This is a genomic window from Bacillus sp. N6, from assembly GCF_052805735.1.
In genome coordinates this window covers 4493014-4509955 of record NZ_CM127843.1, presented here as the reverse complement: position 1 = coordinate 4509955, position 16942 = coordinate 4493014, and the positions used below count along the sequence as shown (strand labels likewise).

The window sequence follows — 16942 nt, the reverse complement described above, 5'->3', positions numbered from 1 at the left end:
ATAAAATTAAATCTATCGGAAAACTTGTATTATTTTTTGTCAAATATTGAGATATTATGTTAAAATATAAGAGCGTAGAAAGCGCTTTAAAAAATGATTCAGGGGTCATTTCATAACTCAAGGGGGAACTAATCATGCGTATCGGTATTCCAACAGAAATTAAAAACAATGAAAACCGTGTGGCAATGACGCCAGCGGGAGCAGTACATTTAGTACAAAATGGTCATGAAGTTTTTGTTCAAAAAGGAGCAGGTTTAGGATCTGGTTTTACGGATGAAGAATACGTACAAGCTGGTGCGAAACTTGTAGAAACTGCTGAAGAAGCATGGAATCAAGATATGGTTATGAAGGTAAAAGAGCCAGTAGCAAGTGAATACGGCTATTTCCGTGAAGGTTTAATTTTATTCACATACTTACACTTAGCTCCAGAACCAGAATTAACGAAAGCATTAATCGATAACAAAGTTGCATCAATTGCATACGAAACAGTACAATTAGACAATCGTTCTTTACCATTACTTGCACCTATGAGTGAAGTAGCTGGTCGTATGTCTGCACAAATCGGTGCACAATTCCTTGAGAAAAACAAAGGCGGTAAAGGTATTTTACTTGCAGGCGTTCCAGGGGTAAAACGCGGCAAAGTAACAATCATCGGCGGTGGTCAAGCTGGTACAAACGCAGCTAAGATTGCAGTAGGTTTAGGTGCAGATGTAACAATCATTGACTTAAGTGCAGAACGTCTTCGTCAATTAGATGATATTTTCGGTAACCAAGTAAAAACATTAATGTCTAATCCATACAACATTGCAGAAGCTGTTAAAGAATCTGACCTTGTTATTGGAGCAGTATTAATTCCAGGTGCAAAAGCGCCAAAACTTGTAACTGAAGAAATGATTCAATCAATGGAACCAGGTTCTGTCGTTGTAGATATTGCGATTGACCAAGGTGGTATTTTCGAAACAACTGATCGTATTACAACTCATGACAACCCAACTTACGAAAAACATGGCGTTGTTCATTATGCAGTTGCTAATATGCCAGGTGCGGTTCCACGTACGTCAACTCTTGCATTAACAAACGTAACAGTACCATATGCAGTACAAATTGCTAACAAAGGCTATAAAGATGCTTGCCTAGGCAACTCTGCATTATTAAAAGGTATTAACACACTAGATGGATATGTAACATTCGAAGCAGTTGCAGAAGCTCACGGCTTACAATACGCTGATGCGAAAGAGCTACTTGAAAAAGCTCCTGCTTTATCATAATAGAAATACATTTGAGACCTTCCTTTTCATAAGGAGGGTCTTTTTTATATGGGGAAATAATATGTGAATAATTGTTATTTATTGGTGTAAATCGATTTTTATTATGATAATTTAGAATTATATAATAAAAGAGGGGATTCAATGGGGAGTAAAAAAAGGAAGCAAAAGCAAGCTAAAAGACAAAAGTACATAAAGAAAAAACAGGAACAGAACATACCTTTTTCACAAAAAGTAGTCATTATGATAGAAAAAACATTCCGGTATATTTGTATGGCTCTGTATGTAATTTTGTGTATGTATTCATTTGGAGTGTTTTACAGTTTTGGGATAACTCCCAATATTATTGAGAGCATTCTAGAATTTATACTTGTTGTAATAGAATTAGCCTTATTCGTTATACTCTTTGCTACAGTATGGCCTAGTCATGAAAGTAAAAAAGATAGAAAAAGAAGCAAAAAATCTTCATACGCTTCAAGCTCATCAAGTGGATTCGGTCACTACAGTAGCAGTGATTGTAGTAGCTCAAGTGATGGTGGAGGAGATTGCGGAGGTGGTGGAGATTAAGTTAATTTTTCAGAAGAACGACTAACGAAAGGATGGGATGAAATATGGAAACTGTGAACTTAATAGAATTAACAAAAGACATTCAAGATCAACATAAAAACTTCGTCGTTTCAAATATAAACAGTCATTGTTTACGAATCGCTGTATTTACTGGTGAATATGATTGGCACTATCATTCTAATTCGGATGAATTATTTATTGTGCTAGAGGGAGAATTACTTATTGATTTTGAAGATGGAGAAACAGCGGTTTTAAAGCCAAATGATTCTATTTTAATTCCAGCATGTACGATTCATAGAACGAGAGCATTAAAGAGAACGGTAAATCTTTGTTTTGAACATATAGAGGCTGATACGATTAAAGTGGAGCAATTATGAAAAAAATATCTGTAGCCGATTATAGAAAAGTTCTTCCGGTTTTAGAAGGTAATACAAGAACGACGACGTTTGCTTATGCGGTATGTGATCAAATGATAGATGGCGAGGTTTTTATAAACGGGCAATTAACAGCAGGATTAATTATTACAGCTAACGGTATCTATTATTTATTTGGTGATACGGATGATCAAAATTATAACGAAGAGTTATTTTCATATTTAAAAACGGCTATTGAAAAAACAGAGAAGAGATTTACACTGTTCACTTCGAGTGAAGAGTGGGAAATGATGATAGAAGAGCGTTTTAGTAATGTACTTCGGGACATTCCGCGAATGAAATTTCAAAGCGTAACCTTTGAAGAGAGTCAACGAGATTTTAACAAAAATACATATGAAGTGAAGCGTATTGATAGAAGAGATATAGAGCGCAGCAGTGAATTTAAAGAGGAGTACTACAAAGAGTATTGGGGATCAAAAGAAACGTTTTTGAACAGTGGTTTTGGATTTTGTATAGAACAAGATGGGATAATTGTAGCTGAATGTGTCTCAATATTTAGCGGGAATGGTTTTGCTGAAATAGATATTGCAACACATGAAGCGCATCAAGGGAAAGGATTAGCTCAAGCTGTTGCAACAAGGTTCATTGAACATTGCATGCAAAATGACATTATACCGAGCTGGGATTGTTATGTAGACAATATTCCTTCGCGAAAATTAGCTAGTAAATTAAGTTTTTATCATCCAATAGAATATAGTTTGTTTGTACGTAAGAAAATGGGGGAATAAAAATGAATGTAGAATTAACAAGATTTAAAGTTAAGCCTGGTAAGAGTCATCGAGTAGATGAATGGATGCAGCTTCTTAATGACAATTTGAAAGAAGTGCTTTTGACATTAAACGACGAAAAAATGTACGTTGAGACAATTTTCCGGGAAATAAGAGATGGAGAAGAGTACTTATATTGGTATTCTGTGCAAGGAGAAGGTGGTATTTTTGTCGAAAATTCGCATCATGAAATTGATAAAAAGCACTTAGCATTTTGGTATGAATGTATCGATGAAGAAGCACCGTCTATTGATATGAAAACAGAAGTTGTTATGATTCAAGATGTTGTGAAGGAAGCGATGAAATAATAGAATAGTATTTCAGAGAAGCGCATCAAAATGGATGTGCTTTTTATTATGGAATTTTTTTTTAGAAAAGCTGTATACATTTTACGCTCTCAAACGTTGAGTATATAGAGAGGAGAGCCGAATGAGTCATGATACGTTTGAATCGTTATTAGTAGAGAAATCAAAAGCTGTCTTTGGATACTTGATTAAGATTGGAGCAGATAGAAAAGAAGCAGAAGATATTGTGCAAGATACGTTGTATAAAGCTTTATTGCTTATGGAGGAAATACCGTTAGGACATTTAGCACCGTGGCTATTTAGAGTTGCAATCAACCAGCACCGAGATTTGCACCGGAAAGAAAAAAGACTAAATCCAATCGCAATTGAATCAGTCGTTCTTATTGGGCAAAAGTCATTAGATGAAGTGCTTTTAACAAGGGAGTTACAAGGAGAAGTACAAGAAATATTGGAGACGATGACGGAGGATTATCGTCATATTTTACTGTTGAAATATGAGTATGAACTATCTTATAAGGAAATTGCCATTTTATTAAGTATGAAAGAAGATACAGTAAAAACAAGCTTGTACCGTGCAAGAAATCAATTTAAGAAACTGTATAGGAGGAGAAATGATGAGTCGGAAGGACTTTGATTTGAATATGAATGATAAGCAGATGAAGACTTTGATGAAGAGAGCGAAGAGGAAGCAGTTTTGGAGAAACTGGCTTATTTCTATTTGTGCGTCCATTATGGTTATAGTAACTTTGTTTTTGGGTGCAACTTACTTTTCTCAGCAAACATTTAGAAAAATGGAAAGAGAAATGAATGCACTACATATGGTTCAAGGGCCTAATATCCGTTTCAGCGGAAGCATGTATTTAAGTCTTGGTATGACAGGAAGTACAGTAATATATAACTCTTATAAAAATATAGCTGGTCAACCAGTGAAATGGGTAAATGATATATACGAATCTGGTATATGGAGTTATAGTATGAAGCATTACAATGGTGAACTTGTTAGTCTAGATGAGGAAAAAAGGGGTGAAGAGGCTGTTACGATACCAGATTATAATGTGCAAACAATGCAGAGGGAAATGAGGTTTTATTTACCTTTCGTTACTTATAAAAATTATGTGGATGACCTGAAAAATATTGGAGATTTGCAAAATAAAGTTGCAGAAGTAGCCCTATCTTTTGATAAATCTTATACAGCTGAACAAATTATTGAGATGCTTCCGAAAAGTGTACAGCCAGTTTGGTTTTGGGTAGATACATATAATGAAAAGAAAAGTGATTCTTATGTAGGGTTAAAAGATCCTAAAAATGGCGCAGTATTAAATGCGGAAATGGCTAGAAATGTTTTTGGATTTGAAGGAAGTTATGCAAAAGTAAAAGAAGATGTGAAAAACGATTTAACAATAAACTCAAAAGAGTTTCTGTACCAAATGAAGTATTTAACAAAAAATAGTGAAGGTATACCAAGTGATTATTTTGAACAATATTATAAAGAAATAAAAAACACCAAACCAAAAGACCTACCAATATACGGTATAGTCGTAACAGGAAAAACAGAGGATTTACAAAGTTTACAAGGGTCACCGTATATTAAGGCTGCTGTAAGAGGTGTAACAGTTGAGAAATATTGATTACAAGTAATTAATGTGAATAATCAGAAAATTTATGTTATAATATGGGAAAAGGAGGTTTATATGAGGCAAATACATGGAGCAATTTATATTTACATAACAATGTTTTTCGTGGCGATATCCTATGGGTTGGGGCACGTGTATTCGCATCCTATACTAACTTTTTTAAGTGGAGCATGTATGACGTTTGCGCTTCTTGTCCACCTTTTCTCAGTTTGGATCGTGAAATTTCAATTAAATATTAGTGAAATAGAAGAAGGCACTTTTTGAGTGGCCTTCTTTTTTAATAATATTTTGGAAGCTCTTGTAGCAATTTTTCAATTTCGAATTCGGTTTCTTCACATATAGAAAGTGTGCGTAGTCTGAAAAATAAGCTACGTAAGAAAGATTTTGTATTTCCATATAAAAACTCGTACGATTCAATAGGTAGTGCTTGTTTTTGGACCGGTAATTGAGCTACTAAGTCACGAAGGGCTAATATGAGTATTTCTTCTTTCAGACCATTTTGCAGCATTGCGACAATCGGATAAACGAGACGCTCGTCTTCTTCGTATTTATAGTAAATAGAATGGACAAAAACTTTGTTTAACAAAGTTTTTAATATCTCTTCGTAATGTAAAGTTTCTAGTTTAGGACTATGAACAAGCGCCTCAAATGTATCGGAAGCATGTGCGATACTATGTGCCCATCCGTGGTCTTGCACATATCCGCGGAAATCATGTTCATTGTTCATATATAGAATTAATTGATCTTTTACAGTTAAAATATCATTCTGTGATAAGAAATTATGAGTTGTATCTGCATCTATAATGAGCGCAATTAATAAGGTTGTAAATGCACGAGTAAATACAGCATCTTCATCATCTGAATGAATCTTATACAATAAATATTTTTCACCGATGCTTTCTAATAATAGTTTCTGTAATTGTGTGTGTGAAAGATAGCGATTTTTGATGAGATGATAAAAAGTAGAGTAGATGAGTTTGTCCCTTAAGTAGTTATCAGTAACACCGATATGTTCAAGCATACTGGAACTTAAAGAATCAATATGAAGTGTGTTATCTATGATGTAATTATTATTACGAATTTTTTCTAACTGTTGTTGTAACATATAAACCTCCTGTTTTAGAAAATTCTGTATTTTTATAATATAATAAGAGGAAGAAATAGACAATAAATAAGTGCATTTGAATGGAGAGGGCATTATGAAGAGAGCATTATTCTTTTTTATTAGTATTTTCTTTTTAGGAAGCTGTTCCATTTCGTATGTTAATTTTTCTAGCGAGAGCAAAAGTTGGACTGGACAATATAAAGGGCATATTAAGGATGACAGTGAAGATGGAATGTTTACGTTTCAATATAAGGGTGGGGATGGAAAGACAGAATTTAAAAACTTAGAGATTGCTATTAATGGAGCCTTTAGTACAATGACACAAACGTCAGAAGTTCATAAAGGAGCAAGGGTTGAAATAAAATCTTCTTGTGTAAGTTGTGCACCTCTATCTAAAGATGAACCGATAGAAGTTGTAATTAAATGGGATGATAAGTATGAGGAGAAGATGGTGTTAAATTTGAAATAGCCTAAAGTAAGGAGTTAAAAATGAATAGGCATGTGAAAATTGTTATGTTTTTAAGTGTATTTCTAGTCATATTATCAGCTTGTACTACAAAACAAGTAGAGCAGGTAACGGTAAAAGAAGTCCCTAAAGAAGGGTATATCATATTAAGAAATGACACGGTATTTTTTGCCGATGATAAAACGTTTGAAACAAAAGTAGAGTTGCAAAATTATATAGAACAACAAATGAATAAAGAGCATCCATCACATATAGTCTTGAGCTTTAAGGACAAAGACGCATGTAAACAGTTAAAAACAGGGGATAAAATAAAAGTATGGTTTTCTCAAATACTTGAAAGCTATCCAGCAAGAATGATTGTAGAGAAATTTGAAATAGTAGAGGAATAAAAAAAGGCAGCATTCACGCTGCCTTTTTATTATTTTACAAATTGTAATTCTTTCGGGAATTTCGTTAAAATTTCTGATCCGTCTTTTGTAATGTAAATATCATCTTCAATACGAACGCCACCTACGTTTGGTACGTAAATACCAGGTTCGATTGTGAAGACCATACCTTCTTTTAATGGAGACTCGTTACCAGCTTTTACATCTGGATATTCGTGTACGCTAATTCCAAGTCCATGACCAAGTCGGTGCGGGAAGAAGTCTCCGTAACCTGCATCTGCGATAACAGAACGAGCAGCGTTATCGATTGCGCCAAGTGTAACACCTGGTTTACATGCTTCAACTGCTTGTAGTTGTCCAGCAAGTACAGTGTTGTAAATGTGAGTTTGCTCTTCAGAAATCTCACCGAATGCTACTGTACGTGTAATATCAGAGCAATAACCTTCAATGATTACACCTAAATCAAATAGTACGAAATCACCGCGCTTCATTTTGTTTGCGCCAGGAATACCGTGTGGAAGAGCAGAGTTTGCACCCGCTAATACCATCGTATCAAATGACATCTTATGTATGCCTTTTGTTTTTAATTCGTGTTCAATAATTGCTAATACTTCTAGCTCGCTACGGTTTTCTTTAATTGCATTTACACCAACTTCAACAGCGTAGTCCGCCATTTTAGCTGCTTCGCGTAAAATAGAAAGTTCTTTTTCATCTTTAATTAAACGAAGTTCGCGAACTTTCTCCTCAGCTGATTTGAAAGCTGCATTTGGGAATAATTTCGTTAATTCTTCGTAGCGCTCTACGTTTAAATGTTCTTTTTCAATTGCAACTGCATTTGCATTGATGCCGCGGTCTTTAATTGCTTTTGCAATCATATCCCATGGTCTGTCAGTATCAGTAAATCCGATAATTTCATGTGCCCAGCCAGCGTTACGTGCTTGACCTTCTTCCATTTTAGGACAAATTAAAATAGGTTCTTTTTCTTGGAATACAAACATACCAAGTAATCTTTCATGCGGTTCACAGTGGAAGTTCGTCATGTAGAAGACGTTCGGTGTAGAAGTTAAGAACGCAGCTTCTACGTTTTTTTCTTTTAGCCATTGCATTAAATTTTCTAATCTAGCATTCATCGATTGGCACCCCCGAGATATTTAATTACAAATATAACTTTAACTCGGAAGAAAGCGTTATGACAAGTAAATAGATGTTAGAAAAGACAGGGAATTGAAAAATCATGTAGAATAAAAAGTGAGAATGTGAATAGGGGAGGAATGTAATAATGAAAGTATCTTATCATGGACATTCAGTTGTGAAAATTGAGGCGAATGGAAAAGTTATTTTAATTGACCCGTTTTTAACAGGTAATCCGAAAACAGATTTAAAAGCTGAAGATGTAAAAGTGGATGCAATCCTTTTATCGCATGGACACGGTGATCATGTTGGAGATACAGTAGAACTTGCGAAGAAAAATAATGCAGTTGTTGTAGCGCCATTTGAACTAGCAACATTTTTAAGTTGGCAAGGTGTAAATACACATCCGATGCATATTGGTGGTTCACATGAATTTGACTTCGGAAAAGTGAAGTTTACACAAGCATTCCACGGCTCTAGTTATATTGATGAAGCAAATAAGACGATTACATATACAGGTATGCCAGCAGGTATTTTATTTACAGCAGAAGAGAAAACAGTGTACCACGCAGGAGATACTGCACTATTCTCTGATATGAAGTTAATTGGGGAATTAAATAAAGTTGATCTAGCATTTTTACCAATTGGTGATAATTTCACAATGGGACCAGAAGATGCTGTACTAGCGGCAAAATGGATTAATGCGAAAACTGTTGTACCGATGCATTACAATACGTTCCCAGTTATTGAACAAGATCCATATCAATTTGTAGAAAAGCTACAAAATTGTACAGGGAAAGTATTAGAAGCTGGAGAAAGTATTACACTATAGAAAAGAAACCCTTCATTTGAAAAGAAAAGTGAAGGGTTTTTACGTGTGTAGGACAGCTTTTAATGCTTGTATTTGTTTTGGTGATTCTTTTCTTTTGGTACGTGGTTGTTCAGGTGTTTCATTCAATTCCATTGCAACTTTTTTCCCATCTACGAAAGCTAAAAATACAGCACCTACAACCTCTAAAAGTTTTTTCATCATGTGTTCGCTCCTTTGTTTTATTTCTTGTCTTCATTGTATAGGGAATCAAGTGGGCGAACTATCGAATGAGATGACAAAAGCATTACATTGTTGTCATAGAATGACTGGTGGAATGTAAGAGTCATTTTGTTATAAAAAAAATAGTACAGGTATGCAAAGAGAGAGTGTAACAGTTTTGAAAATATAGTATACTGAAAGTACAACACATGAAGAATTTAGGGAAAAGAAAGTATGGTGAAACCATTTGGCTACCAAGCATAACCAAATTTTAGAACATATTAATAGCCTGCCAGTAGGCCATAAAATTTCTGTAAGACAAATTGCGAAAGATTTGAGTGTAAGTGAAGGGACAGCTTACCGTGCAATTAAAGATGCAGAAAATAAAGGATATGTTAGTACAATTGAACGTGTCGGAACAATTCGAATTGAACAAAAGAAGAAAGAGAATATCGAAAAACTGACATATGCAGAAGTCGTTAACATTGTCGACGGTCAAGTACTTGGGGGCAGAGAAGGACTACATAAAACATTAAATAAATTCGTAATCGGAGCTATGAAATTAGAAGCGATGATGCGCTATACAGAAGCTGGGAATTTACTCATTATTGGTAACCGTACGAATGCACATCAATTAGCGCTAGAAACTGGAGCCGCTGTATTAATTACGGGTGGATTTGATACGGAAGATCATGTGAAGAAATTAGCAGACGAATTAAAGCTGCCGATTATTTCAAGTAGCTACGATACATTTACGGTCGCAACGTTAATTAACCGTGCAATTTATGATCAACTGATTAAGAAAGAAATTGTACTTGTTGAGGATATTTTAACACCAATTGAAGAAACGTTATATTTAAAGCCACATGATACAGTACAGCAATGGCATGCATATAATGAAGAGACAATGCACGGAAGATATCCAATTGTCGATGAAAATAAAAAAGTGCTAGGAATCGTAACTTCAAAAGATATGATCGGTGTAGCGAAAGAAACACCAATTGATAAAGTAATGACAAAACACCCAATTACAGTGAATGGTAAAATGTCTGTCGCAGCTGCGGCACGTATGATGGTGTGGGAAGGAATTGAATTACTTCCTGTCGTTGAGGAAGGAAATAAACTGCAAGGTATCATTAGCCGTCAAGATGTACTTCAGGCACTGCAAATGATTCAACGTCAGCCACAAGTTGGAGAAACAATTGATGATATTGTAACGAATCAATTTATGACGCCAAAAGAAGCGAAAAATGAGCATCTATATCAATTTTCAGTGACGCCGCAAATGACGAACTCAATCGGAACGTTATCGTACGGTGTATTTGCAACAATTGTAACAGAAGCGACAAATCGCGTCATTCGTGCGCAAAAGAAAAGCGATTTAATTGTTGAAAACTTAACGATTTATTTCGTAAAACCAGTTCAAATTGATAATGTTGTATCCGTTCATCCGAAAGTATTAGAAATTGGACGTAAATTTGGTAAGGTTGATGTAGAAGTGCATCATGAAGGTAATGTTGTTGGAAAAGCATTACTTATGGTGCAGTTAATCGATAAATAAAAAGATGGAACAAATCGTTTTGATTTGTTCCATCTTTTTTGTTGTTTTAAATTTGAAAGGCATGATTTTAGATGAGAGTTTTAGTGAAATATGTATGGGGTGGAGTGGAAAAGTAACGCAAGAAAAGACAGAATAGTAATTCAATTTGGTTGTATATTGTGTTATGATTATATTGTAAGAAAATGGATTTATGGAAGGTGGTATACATTATGTCGTCAGCCGTACTCTTTTTTGGTAGTATCGCACTATTTTACTTTCTTGTAATGATACCGATCCAATATTTATATTTACAAGGTTTACATGAAAAAAAGGAAAAGACAGGATTATCTCAGCGAGAGCTATATGAAAAAATGTCTTTTGGAGAAGAACAATTACATTTTCACGTACAAGGTAACCCATTTAATATACCATCTGCGTTTGTCGCATATATGATTTTAAAAGTTAGAGGACGTAAAAAAGCATCACAATTTTGATGCTTTTTTACGTTGTTTCATAGACTTCTGCTTCTTTAACTGCTAATGGTAAGAAATGTTTGTATTGGCGAAATCCATTAAATACACTTGCACTACCAAATAGAACGAATAAGATACCAACGATAATACGAGCGGTTGAAAGTTCTAAAAAGAATTGGTTTATCCCGAAGAATAAGACGAATGAACCGAGTGCCATTGCGGATTTTCCAGAGAGCCAACCTTTCTCCATTGGGCGGTTTGTACGAAAGTATTTTGTTTTGTAGAAGAGATACAACATAAATGAGACGATAATACAGAAGACTAATACTGGCATAATGAACACTCCCATCGTTTTATGAAAAAAATAGTGGAGAAAAAAGAAATATCTAAACTTTCTAACTTTTATTATAAAGCAATTGTTCGCATGTATGAAATACTTTCCGTTATAATGAGAGATAAAGTGAAGAAGTTGATTAAAAAGGAGATTATACATATGCATGAGCAAATTTTAGGAGCAATTAAAGAGTTTGATACAATTATTATTCATCGCCACGTGCGTCCGGATCCAGATGCATTAGGTTCACAGGGTGGCCTTGGTACAATTCTAAAAGAATCATTTCCAGAGAAAAATATTTATACGGTTGGGTACAATGAACCGTCGTTAGCATACTTACGAGTAATGGATGATATTGAAGATAGTGTATACGAAAATGCGCTTGTTATTGTTTGTGATACTGCGAATCAAGAACGTGTTGATGATCAACGCTATACAAAAGGGAAGATGTTAATTAAAATTGATCATCATCCAAATGAAGATCCATATGGAGATATTACGTGGGTAGATACGACAGCGAGTTCGACAAGTGAAATGATTTATGAGTTTTATAACTATGGAAAAGATAAAGGATTAAAAATAACAAAAGAAGCAGCTCGCCTTATTTTAGCAGGAATTGTTGGAGATACAGGTCGTTTCTTATTCCCAAATACGACAGCAAAAACACTTCGTTACGTAAGTGAGCTTGTTGACATGGGTGTGAAATTCACAGATTTATACAATGAAATGTATAAGACAAAAGAAAAAATTGCTCGTTTAAACGGTTATATTTTACAAAACTTTACAATGGTAGAAGAAGGAGCAGCTTACATTAAATTAACGAAAGAAGTATTAGAAGAATTTGATGTACTTCCTTCTGAAGCATCTGGTGTTGTTGGAGCGCTTGGCAATATTGATGGATTAAAGGCGTGGGTTCTATTTTTAGAGGAAGACGACGTAATTCGTGTTCGTCTTCGTTCAAAAGGACCAGTTATAAACAAATTGGCAATGCAATATAACGGCGGAGGACATCCGATGGCTTCTGGTGCCAAGGCATCTTCTTGGGAAGAAGCGGATCGTCTTTTTGCTGATTTACGTGAGATTTGTAAATAAGGGACTATATGTTAGAACGAAAAGAAGGAGCGGCGCTAAAGCCCTCCTTCTTTATTTTTCCTTTTCTATAGTAATGCTAATTTCAAGCACTGTATCAAAAGATATTGTATCGACTTTAAAACGGTATAGTCGATCGTAATGTTTGTACGTTTTGTTTTCGATTACCTTTTTGAGTAGGTCTTTATTTTTTGCGATACTTTGAATGTTTTTCGTTAAAAGATGCTGGAGATCATTATGGATAGATGTAGTCATATTTTCGAGTGTAAGATTGTCTAAATCGTATTTTTCTCGATTGATAAGTTTTATTTTAATCTCTTGAATGGTTAAGAGCCGTTTATTTTCAGTGTTCAATTTTTCTTGATCTTCGAGAAGGACGTGGAGTTTTGCTTCTTGTTTTTCTATAATTTCTCTTTGTTCTGCTATTTTACTAGCTTGTTCTTCTTGAAAAACACCGTATATGTACAAAAAAATAAACCAGCTCAACACGCCTCCAACAGCAGCACCAGCTAATACTAAGTACCATCTTTTTGCTGTATTGGCACTTGGTACTCTCATACATGTTCCTGCGTTAGCCATTTAATAATAATGAGACCTGTTTGCATACCACCAGTTGCGAAAAAAATAAGGAGAATTTGTTTTACGATATCTTTCATATCTCCGCCAAAGAAACTTCTTTCAAAGCTATAAAAGGTATCGAATGTTCCACCGATTGCTGCAACGAGTGCCCAAATTCTTAAATTTTGGGCGAATTGATTAATGTAAGTTAGAGCTGGTTTTCCGATAAGAAACGCACCAAATCCACCAATTAATGAACCGCCAAGTATAACCCCAAAGGCAATAAAATAACTAATAATAAGCAGAGAGAAAAAAGTATGTTCTCTTACATCCATCGTCATTCCCCTTTCTTCTTCATATATATGGACAAAGTATAAGAAGTATGTTTTGATTTCCGCTTTCCTCATCACCTATAATAAAAGTAGTCAAATAGGTAAAGAGAGGGTACAACAGTGAAGTTTGTGCATTTACAATGTCAAACCGTTTTTAGTTTATTAAAAAGTGCTTGTAAAATTGATGAGCTTGTAGTCAGGGCGAAAGAACTTGGTTTTTCATCGCTGGCTATTACGGATGAAAATGTTATGTATGGCGTTATTCCGTTTTATAAAGCATGTAAGAAACATGGTATACAGCCTGTTATTGGATTAACCGCTTCTATTTTTAGTGAAGAAGAAGAAAGGTCTTATCCGCTTGTATTACTTGCTGAGAATGAAATAGGCTACCAAAATTTATTAAAGATTTCTAGCAGTATTATGACAAAATCCAAAGAAGGTATTCCTAAGAAGTGGCTTGCGCATTATGCGAAAGGATTAATTGCTATTTCACCAGGTAAAGATGGCGAAATTGAGCAATTATTACTAGAAGACAATGAGAGTCAGGCTGAAGAAGTAGCTCGCACATATCAAAATATGTTCGGCCATTTTTATATGAGTTTGCAGCATCATGCGATTCAAGATGAGTTGCTTTTACAAGAGAAACTACCTGAATTTATTAGTAGGGTTAATATTCCAGTCGTTGCAACAAACGATGTGCGCTATATCAATCAAAGTGACGCACTTGTTCACGAATGTTTACTATCTGTTGAAAGTGGAACGAAAATGACTGATCCAGATAGGCCGAGGCTGAAAACAGATCAATATTATTTAAAGTCATCGGATGAAATGGAAGCACTATTTTCCCATGCGCCGGAAGCAATCCAAAATACAATGAAAATTGCAGAGCGTTGCCAAGTAGAAATACCGTTCCATGTAAATCAACTTCCGAAGTTTCCTGTTTCGTCTAATGAAACGAGTGATATATACTTGCGTCGTGTTTGTGAAGAAGGTTTGCGGAAACGATATGGTGCGCCGAAAGAAGTGCATATAAAGCGTTTAAATCATGAATTAAATGTTATTTCTCGTATGGGATTTAGTGATTATTTCCTCATCGTATGGGATTTTATGAAGTATGCACATGAAAATCATATTTTAACAGGACCAGGTCGTGGATCGGCAGCTGGTTCACTCGTCTCATACGTATTAGAAATTACAGATATTGATCCGATTGAATACGATCTATTATTTGAAAGGTTTTTAAATCCTGAACGTGTGACGCTTCCCGATATTGATATTGATTTTCCAGACGTAAGACGTGATGAGATGATTCGCTATGTGAAAGATAAATACGGTCAGCTCCGTGTTGCGCAAATTGTAACGTTTGGTACGCTTGCAGCAAAAGCGGCAATTAGAGACATTGCCCGCGTAATGGGGCTTCCGCCGCGAGATATTGATATATTTTCAAAACTTATCCCATCAAAGCTTGGTATAACGTTAAAAGATGCATATGAAGAATCACAATCACTTCGTGAGTTTATACAAGGGAATCTTCTGCATGAGCGTGTGTTTGAAATCGCAAAACGTGTAGAAGGTTTACCACGTCATACGTCTATTCATGCGGCTGGCGTTATTATGAGTCAAGAACCGCTAACAGGCAGTGTAGCAATTCAAGAAGGACATAACGATGTTTATGTTACGCAATATCCAGCCGATGCGCTAGAAGAACTTGGGTTGCTTAAGATGGACTTTTTAGGATTACGTAATTTAACGTTACTTGAAAATATTATAAAATTTATCGCGAACAAAACAGGGAAAGAAATCGATATAAGAAACTTACCTCTTCAAGATGAAAAGACGTTCCAATTATTAGGGAGAGGGGATACAACAGGTGTATTCCAGCTTGAGTCAGGTGGTATGCGAAATGTACTTCGCGGGTTAAAACCGAATGAGTTTGAAGATATCGTAGCTGTTAACTCATTATACAGACCGGGACCGATGGAACAGATACCGACCTTTATTGAATCGAAACATGGAAAAAGAAAAATTGCATATTTACATCCGGATTTAAAGCCAATTTTAGAAAGAACATACGGCGTCATTGTATACCAAGAACAAATTATGCAAATTGCATCGAAGTTAGCAGGGTTTTCGCTTGGTGAAGCAGATTTATTGCGCCGTGCAGTGAGTAAAAAGAATCGTGATATTTTAGATCAGGAACGTAAGCATTTTGTCCAAGGTTGTTTGCAAAACGGTTACGATGAGACGTCTGCTGAGAAAATTTATGATTTAATTGTAAGATTTGCGAATTACGGTTTTAACCGAAGTCACGCTGTAGCTTACAGTATGATCGGATATCAGCTTGCCTACTTAAAAGCGAACTATACGCTGGAATTTATGACGGCACTATTATCAAGTGCAATTGGAAATGAAGATAAAATTGTACAGTATATACGAGAAACGAAGCGAAAGGGTTTTCATGTTTTGCCGCCGTCTCTTCAAAAAAGTGGTTACAACTTCCAAATAGAGGGGAATGCGATACGTTACAGTTTACTTTCGATTCGAAATATTGGAATGGCTACAGTGACGGCATTATTAGAAGAACGAGAGAAAAAAATGTTCGAAGATTTATTTGAATTTTGTCTCCGTATGCCGTCCAAGTTTGTAACAGAGCGCAATTTAGAAGCTTTCGTCTGGTCGGGATGTTTTGATGATTTTGGTGTTTCGAGAACAAATTTATGGAAAAGTCTTAAAGGGGCGTTGGAGTACGCAAATCTCGCGCGTGATTTAGGAGATGCTGTTCCAAAATCAAAATACGTACAAGGAGAAGAGCTATCTTTTATTGAACAACTAAATAAAGAGAAAGAAGCACTTGGCTTTTATTTATCAAGTTATCCGACTGCGCAGTATGTAAAGTTAGCAAAAGAATTAGAAATTCCATCTCTCGCTCAGGCGATGCGACACAAGAAAAAAGTACAAAGAGCTATTGTGTATATAACAAGTGTGAGAGTGATTCGTACGAAAAAGTTTCAAAAGATGGCATTTATTACATTTTGTGATCAAAATGATGAAATGGAAGCGGTCCTCTTCCCGGAAACATATATACATTTCTCGGATAAGTTACAAGAAGGAGCAATTGTTTTAGTTGACGGCATGATTGAGCTAAGAAATCATAAGCTGCAATGGATTGTAAATGGACTATATCCGCTAGAGGAAATGGATGTTTATAAAGAAAAGAAAGACGCATCTGTTTACGTGAAATTGCCGTCTCAGTATGAGAAAAAGCTTTTAAATCAGGTTACGAAAATATTGTTCGACTATTCAGGTTTTGCGAAAGTACTAATTTATTATGAAAAGGAACATAAAATGGTACAATTATCTCGAAGTTTATCGATTCATCCAAGTGAAGAATGTTTAGGAGCACTTCGTGAAATTGTCGGGGAAGAAAATGTAGTTGTGAAAATATAATGGACAATTTCCCTACACTTCGATTATTATAGTAGTAGTGTTCGTGGTCAGACCACTTGGAGAAATTGATATCAGCAAG

At 35.3% G+C, this 16942-nt stretch carries 22 protein-coding genes; 16 read left to right on the top strand and 6 right to left on the bottom strand.

Features of this window, described 5'->3' with window-relative positions; translation table 11 throughout:
* Positions 1–134: 134 nt before the first annotated feature.
* The 8 genes from ald (at position 135) to ACUXVC_RS23195 (ending at position 5236) form a co-directional block, all read left to right on the top strand.
* On the top strand, positions 135–1268 hold the full coding sequence (gene ald, locus ACUXVC_RS23230; RefSeq protein ID WP_001219401.1) for an alanine dehydrogenase: 1134 nt from the start codon (positions 135–137) through the stop codon (positions 1266–1268).
* Between the two features lie 141 nt (positions 1269–1409).
* Positions 1410–1832, top strand: a complete 423-nt coding sequence (locus ACUXVC_RS23225; protein WP_095690145.1) for a hypothetical protein — start codon at positions 1410–1412, stop codon at positions 1830–1832.
* A gap of 44 nt (positions 1833–1876) precedes the next feature.
* Positions 1877–2209: a cupin domain-containing protein gene (locus tag ACUXVC_RS23220; protein ID WP_000450933.1), complete on the top strand. Its 333-nt coding sequence runs from the start codon at positions 1877–1879 to the stop codon at positions 2207–2209.
* Positions 2206–2994: a GNAT family N-acetyltransferase gene (locus ACUXVC_RS23215; RefSeq protein ID WP_144465112.1), complete on the top strand. Its 789-nt coding sequence runs from the start codon at positions 2206–2208 to the stop codon at positions 2992–2994. The genes ACUXVC_RS23220 and ACUXVC_RS23215 overlap by 4 nt, the downstream gene beginning before the upstream one ends.
* 2 nt (positions 2995–2996) lie before the next feature.
* Positions 2997–3341, top strand: coding sequence for a DUF6176 family protein (locus ACUXVC_RS23210; RefSeq protein WP_001100204.1), 345 nt, complete (start codon positions 2997–2999; stop codon positions 3339–3341).
* Between the two features lie 121 nt (positions 3342–3462).
* The gene (locus tag ACUXVC_RS23205; RefSeq protein ID WP_071731419.1) at positions 3463–3972 is read left to right on the top strand and encodes an RNA polymerase sigma factor; all 510 of its coding nucleotides are present in this window, start codon (positions 3463–3465) and stop codon (positions 3970–3972) included.
* On the top strand, positions 3953–4966 hold the full coding sequence (locus tag ACUXVC_RS23200; protein WP_071731420.1) for an anti sigma factor C-terminal domain-containing protein: 1014 nt from the start codon (positions 3953–3955) through the stop codon (positions 4964–4966). The genes ACUXVC_RS23205 and ACUXVC_RS23200 overlap by 20 nt, the downstream gene beginning before the upstream one ends.
* 63 nt (positions 4967–5029) lie before the next feature.
* A complete protein-coding gene (locus tag ACUXVC_RS23195; RefSeq protein ID WP_001248906.1) occupies positions 5030–5236 on the top strand; it encodes a hypothetical protein in 207 nt (68 codons plus the stop codon).
* Positions 5237–5249: 13 nt separating this feature from the next.
* Here the strand turns inward: ACUXVC_RS23195 and ACUXVC_RS23190 are convergent, their stop codons facing one another.
* Entirely contained in the window at positions 5250–6077 is an 828-nt protein-coding gene (locus tag ACUXVC_RS23190; RefSeq protein ID WP_071731421.1) for a DUF2785 domain-containing protein, read from the bottom strand.
* A 94-nt stretch (positions 6078–6171) separates the two neighbouring features.
* On the opposite strand from ACUXVC_RS23190, the gene ACUXVC_RS23185 reads away from it, so the two are divergent.
* Together ACUXVC_RS23185 and ACUXVC_RS23180 are read left to right on the top strand one after the other, a co-directional pair.
* The gene (locus tag ACUXVC_RS23185) at positions 6172–6546 is read left to right on the top strand and encodes a hypothetical protein (RefSeq protein ID WP_000816700.1); all 375 of its coding nucleotides are present in this window, start codon (positions 6172–6174) and stop codon (positions 6544–6546) included.
* Positions 6547–6566: 20 nt separating this feature from the next.
* Positions 6567–6932 (top strand): DUF3221 domain-containing protein, encoded by a 366-nt coding sequence (locus ACUXVC_RS23180; RefSeq protein ID WP_089171829.1) that lies wholly within the window; start codon positions 6567–6569, stop codon positions 6930–6932.
* A 29-nt stretch (positions 6933–6961) separates the two neighbouring features.
* Here ACUXVC_RS23180 and pepQ read toward each other — a convergent pair whose 3' ends face one another.
* A complete protein-coding gene (gene pepQ / locus ACUXVC_RS23175) occupies positions 6962–8059 on the bottom strand; it encodes a Xaa-Pro dipeptidase (RefSeq protein ID WP_098684194.1) in 1098 nt (365 codons plus the stop codon).
* A 149-nt stretch (positions 8060–8208) separates the two neighbouring features.
* On the opposite strand from pepQ, the gene ACUXVC_RS23170 reads away from it, so the two are divergent.
* Positions 8209–8892: a metal-dependent hydrolase gene (locus tag ACUXVC_RS23170; RefSeq protein WP_000868922.1), complete on the top strand. Its 684-nt coding sequence runs from the start codon at positions 8209–8211 to the stop codon at positions 8890–8892.
* 39 nt (positions 8893–8931) lie between these two features.
* Here ACUXVC_RS23170 and ACUXVC_RS23165 read toward each other — a convergent pair whose 3' ends face one another.
* Positions 8932–9093, bottom strand: a complete 162-nt coding sequence (locus ACUXVC_RS23165; protein ID WP_000976304.1) for a hypothetical protein — start codon at positions 9091–9093, stop codon at positions 8932–8934.
* 244 nt (positions 9094–9337) lie between these two features.
* On the opposite strand from ACUXVC_RS23165, the gene ACUXVC_RS23160 reads away from it, so the two are divergent.
* The 3 genes from ACUXVC_RS23160 to ACUXVC_RS23150 all read left to right on the top strand — a co-directional run bounded on the left by ACUXVC_RS23160 (position 9338) and on the right by ACUXVC_RS23150 (position 11124).
* On the top strand, positions 9338–10651 hold the full coding sequence (locus tag ACUXVC_RS23160; RefSeq protein WP_000201579.1) for a CBS domain-containing protein: 1314 nt from the start codon (positions 9338–9340) through the stop codon (positions 10649–10651).
* Positions 10652–10655: 4 nt separating this feature from the next.
* A complete protein-coding gene (locus tag ACUXVC_RS23155) occupies positions 10656–10787 on the top strand; it encodes a hypothetical protein (RefSeq protein ID WP_003271859.1) in 132 nt (43 codons plus the stop codon).
* A gap of 73 nt (positions 10788–10860) precedes the next feature.
* On the top strand, positions 10861–11124 hold the full coding sequence (locus ACUXVC_RS23150) for a DUF3949 domain-containing protein (RefSeq protein WP_000093046.1): 264 nt from the start codon (positions 10861–10863) through the stop codon (positions 11122–11124).
* A 7-nt stretch (positions 11125–11131) separates the two neighbouring features.
* On the opposite strand, the gene ACUXVC_RS23145 is transcribed toward ACUXVC_RS23150, so the two are convergent.
* Positions 11132–11437, bottom strand: a complete 306-nt coding sequence (locus ACUXVC_RS23145) for a YtpI family protein (protein ID WP_001144766.1) — start codon at positions 11435–11437, stop codon at positions 11132–11134.
* 159 nt (positions 11438–11596) lie between these two features.
* Here ACUXVC_RS23145 and ACUXVC_RS23140 point away from each other — a divergent pair, with 159 nt between their 5' ends.
* Entirely contained in the window at positions 11597–12529 is a 933-nt protein-coding gene (locus ACUXVC_RS23140) for a DHH family phosphoesterase (RefSeq protein ID WP_000545129.1), read from the top strand.
* 51 nt (positions 12530–12580) lie between these two features.
* Here ACUXVC_RS23140 and ytrI read toward each other — a convergent pair whose 3' ends face one another.
* Positions 12581–13084: a sporulation membrane protein YtrI gene (ytrI, locus tag ACUXVC_RS23135; RefSeq protein ID WP_001265736.1), complete on the bottom strand. Its 504-nt coding sequence runs from the start codon at positions 13082–13084 to the stop codon at positions 12581–12583.
* Positions 13081–13494: a YtrH family sporulation protein gene (locus ACUXVC_RS23130; protein WP_002005839.1), complete on the bottom strand. Its 414-nt coding sequence runs from the start codon at positions 13492–13494 to the stop codon at positions 13081–13083. The genes ytrI and ACUXVC_RS23130 overlap by 4 nt, the downstream gene beginning before the upstream one ends.
* Positions 13495–13536: 42 nt before the next feature.
* Here ACUXVC_RS23130 and dnaE point away from each other — a divergent pair, with 42 nt between their 5' ends.
* The gene (gene dnaE / locus ACUXVC_RS23125; protein ID WP_095690148.1) at positions 13537–16863 is read left to right on the top strand and encodes a DNA polymerase III subunit alpha; all 3327 of its coding nucleotides are present in this window, start codon (positions 13537–13539) and stop codon (positions 16861–16863) included.
* Positions 16864–16942 lie beyond the last annotated feature (79 nt).

Bases quoted from the DNA above. Each gene is read 5' to 3' on its own strand.
- ald (WP_001219401.1), top strand. From the start codon at position 135: ATGCGTATCGGTATTCCAACAGAAATTAAAAACAATGAAAACCGTGTG.
- ACUXVC_RS23225 (WP_095690145.1), top strand. From the start codon at position 1,410: ATGGGGAGTAAAAAAAGGAAGCAAAAGCAAGCTAAAAGACAAAAGTAC.
- ACUXVC_RS23220 (WP_000450933.1), top strand. From the start codon at position 1,877: ATGGAAACTGTGAACTTAATAGAATTAACAAAAGACATTCAAGATCAA.
- ACUXVC_RS23215 (WP_144465112.1), top strand. From the start codon at position 2,206: ATGAAAAAAATATCTGTAGCCGATTATAGAAAAGTTCTTCCGGTTTTA.
- ACUXVC_RS23210 (WP_001100204.1), top strand. From the start codon at position 2,997: ATGAATGTAGAATTAACAAGATTTAAAGTTAAGCCTGGTAAGAGTCAT.
- ACUXVC_RS23205 (WP_071731419.1), top strand. From the start codon at position 3,463: ATGAGTCATGATACGTTTGAATCGTTATTAGTAGAGAAATCAAAAGCT.
- ACUXVC_RS23200 (WP_071731420.1), top strand. From the start codon at position 3,953: ATGAGTCGGAAGGACTTTGATTTGAATATGAATGATAAGCAGATGAAG.
- ACUXVC_RS23195 (WP_001248906.1), top strand. From the start codon at position 5,030: ATGAGGCAAATACATGGAGCAATTTATATTTACATAACAATGTTTTTC.
- ACUXVC_RS23190 (WP_071731421.1), bottom strand. From the start codon at position 6,077: ATGTTACAACAACAGTTAGAAAAAATTCGTAATAATAATTACATCATA.
- ACUXVC_RS23185 (WP_000816700.1), top strand. From the start codon at position 6,172: ATGAAGAGAGCATTATTCTTTTTTATTAGTATTTTCTTTTTAGGAAGC.
- ACUXVC_RS23180 (WP_089171829.1), top strand. From the start codon at position 6,567: ATGAATAGGCATGTGAAAATTGTTATGTTTTTAAGTGTATTTCTAGTC.
- pepQ (WP_098684194.1), bottom strand. From the start codon at position 8,059: ATGAATGCTAGATTAGAAAATTTAATGCAATGGCTAAAAGAAAAAAAC.
- ACUXVC_RS23170 (WP_000868922.1), top strand. From the start codon at position 8,209: ATGAAAGTATCTTATCATGGACATTCAGTTGTGAAAATTGAGGCGAAT.
- ACUXVC_RS23165 (WP_000976304.1), bottom strand. From the start codon at position 9,093: ATGATGAAAAAACTTTTAGAGGTTGTAGGTGCTGTATTTTTAGCTTTC.
- ACUXVC_RS23155 (WP_003271859.1), top strand. From the start codon at position 10,656: ATGGAACAAATCGTTTTGATTTGTTCCATCTTTTTTGTTGTTTTAAAT.
- ACUXVC_RS23150 (WP_000093046.1), top strand. From the start codon at position 10,861: ATGTCGTCAGCCGTACTCTTTTTTGGTAGTATCGCACTATTTTACTTT.
- ACUXVC_RS23145 (WP_001144766.1), bottom strand. From the start codon at position 11,437: ATGCCAGTATTAGTCTTCTGTATTATCGTCTCATTTATGTTGTATCTC.
- ACUXVC_RS23140 (WP_000545129.1), top strand. From the start codon at position 11,597: ATGCATGAGCAAATTTTAGGAGCAATTAAAGAGTTTGATACAATTATT.
- ytrI (WP_001265736.1), bottom strand. From the start codon at position 13,084: ATGAGAGTACCAAGTGCCAATACAGCAAAAAGATGGTACTTAGTATTA.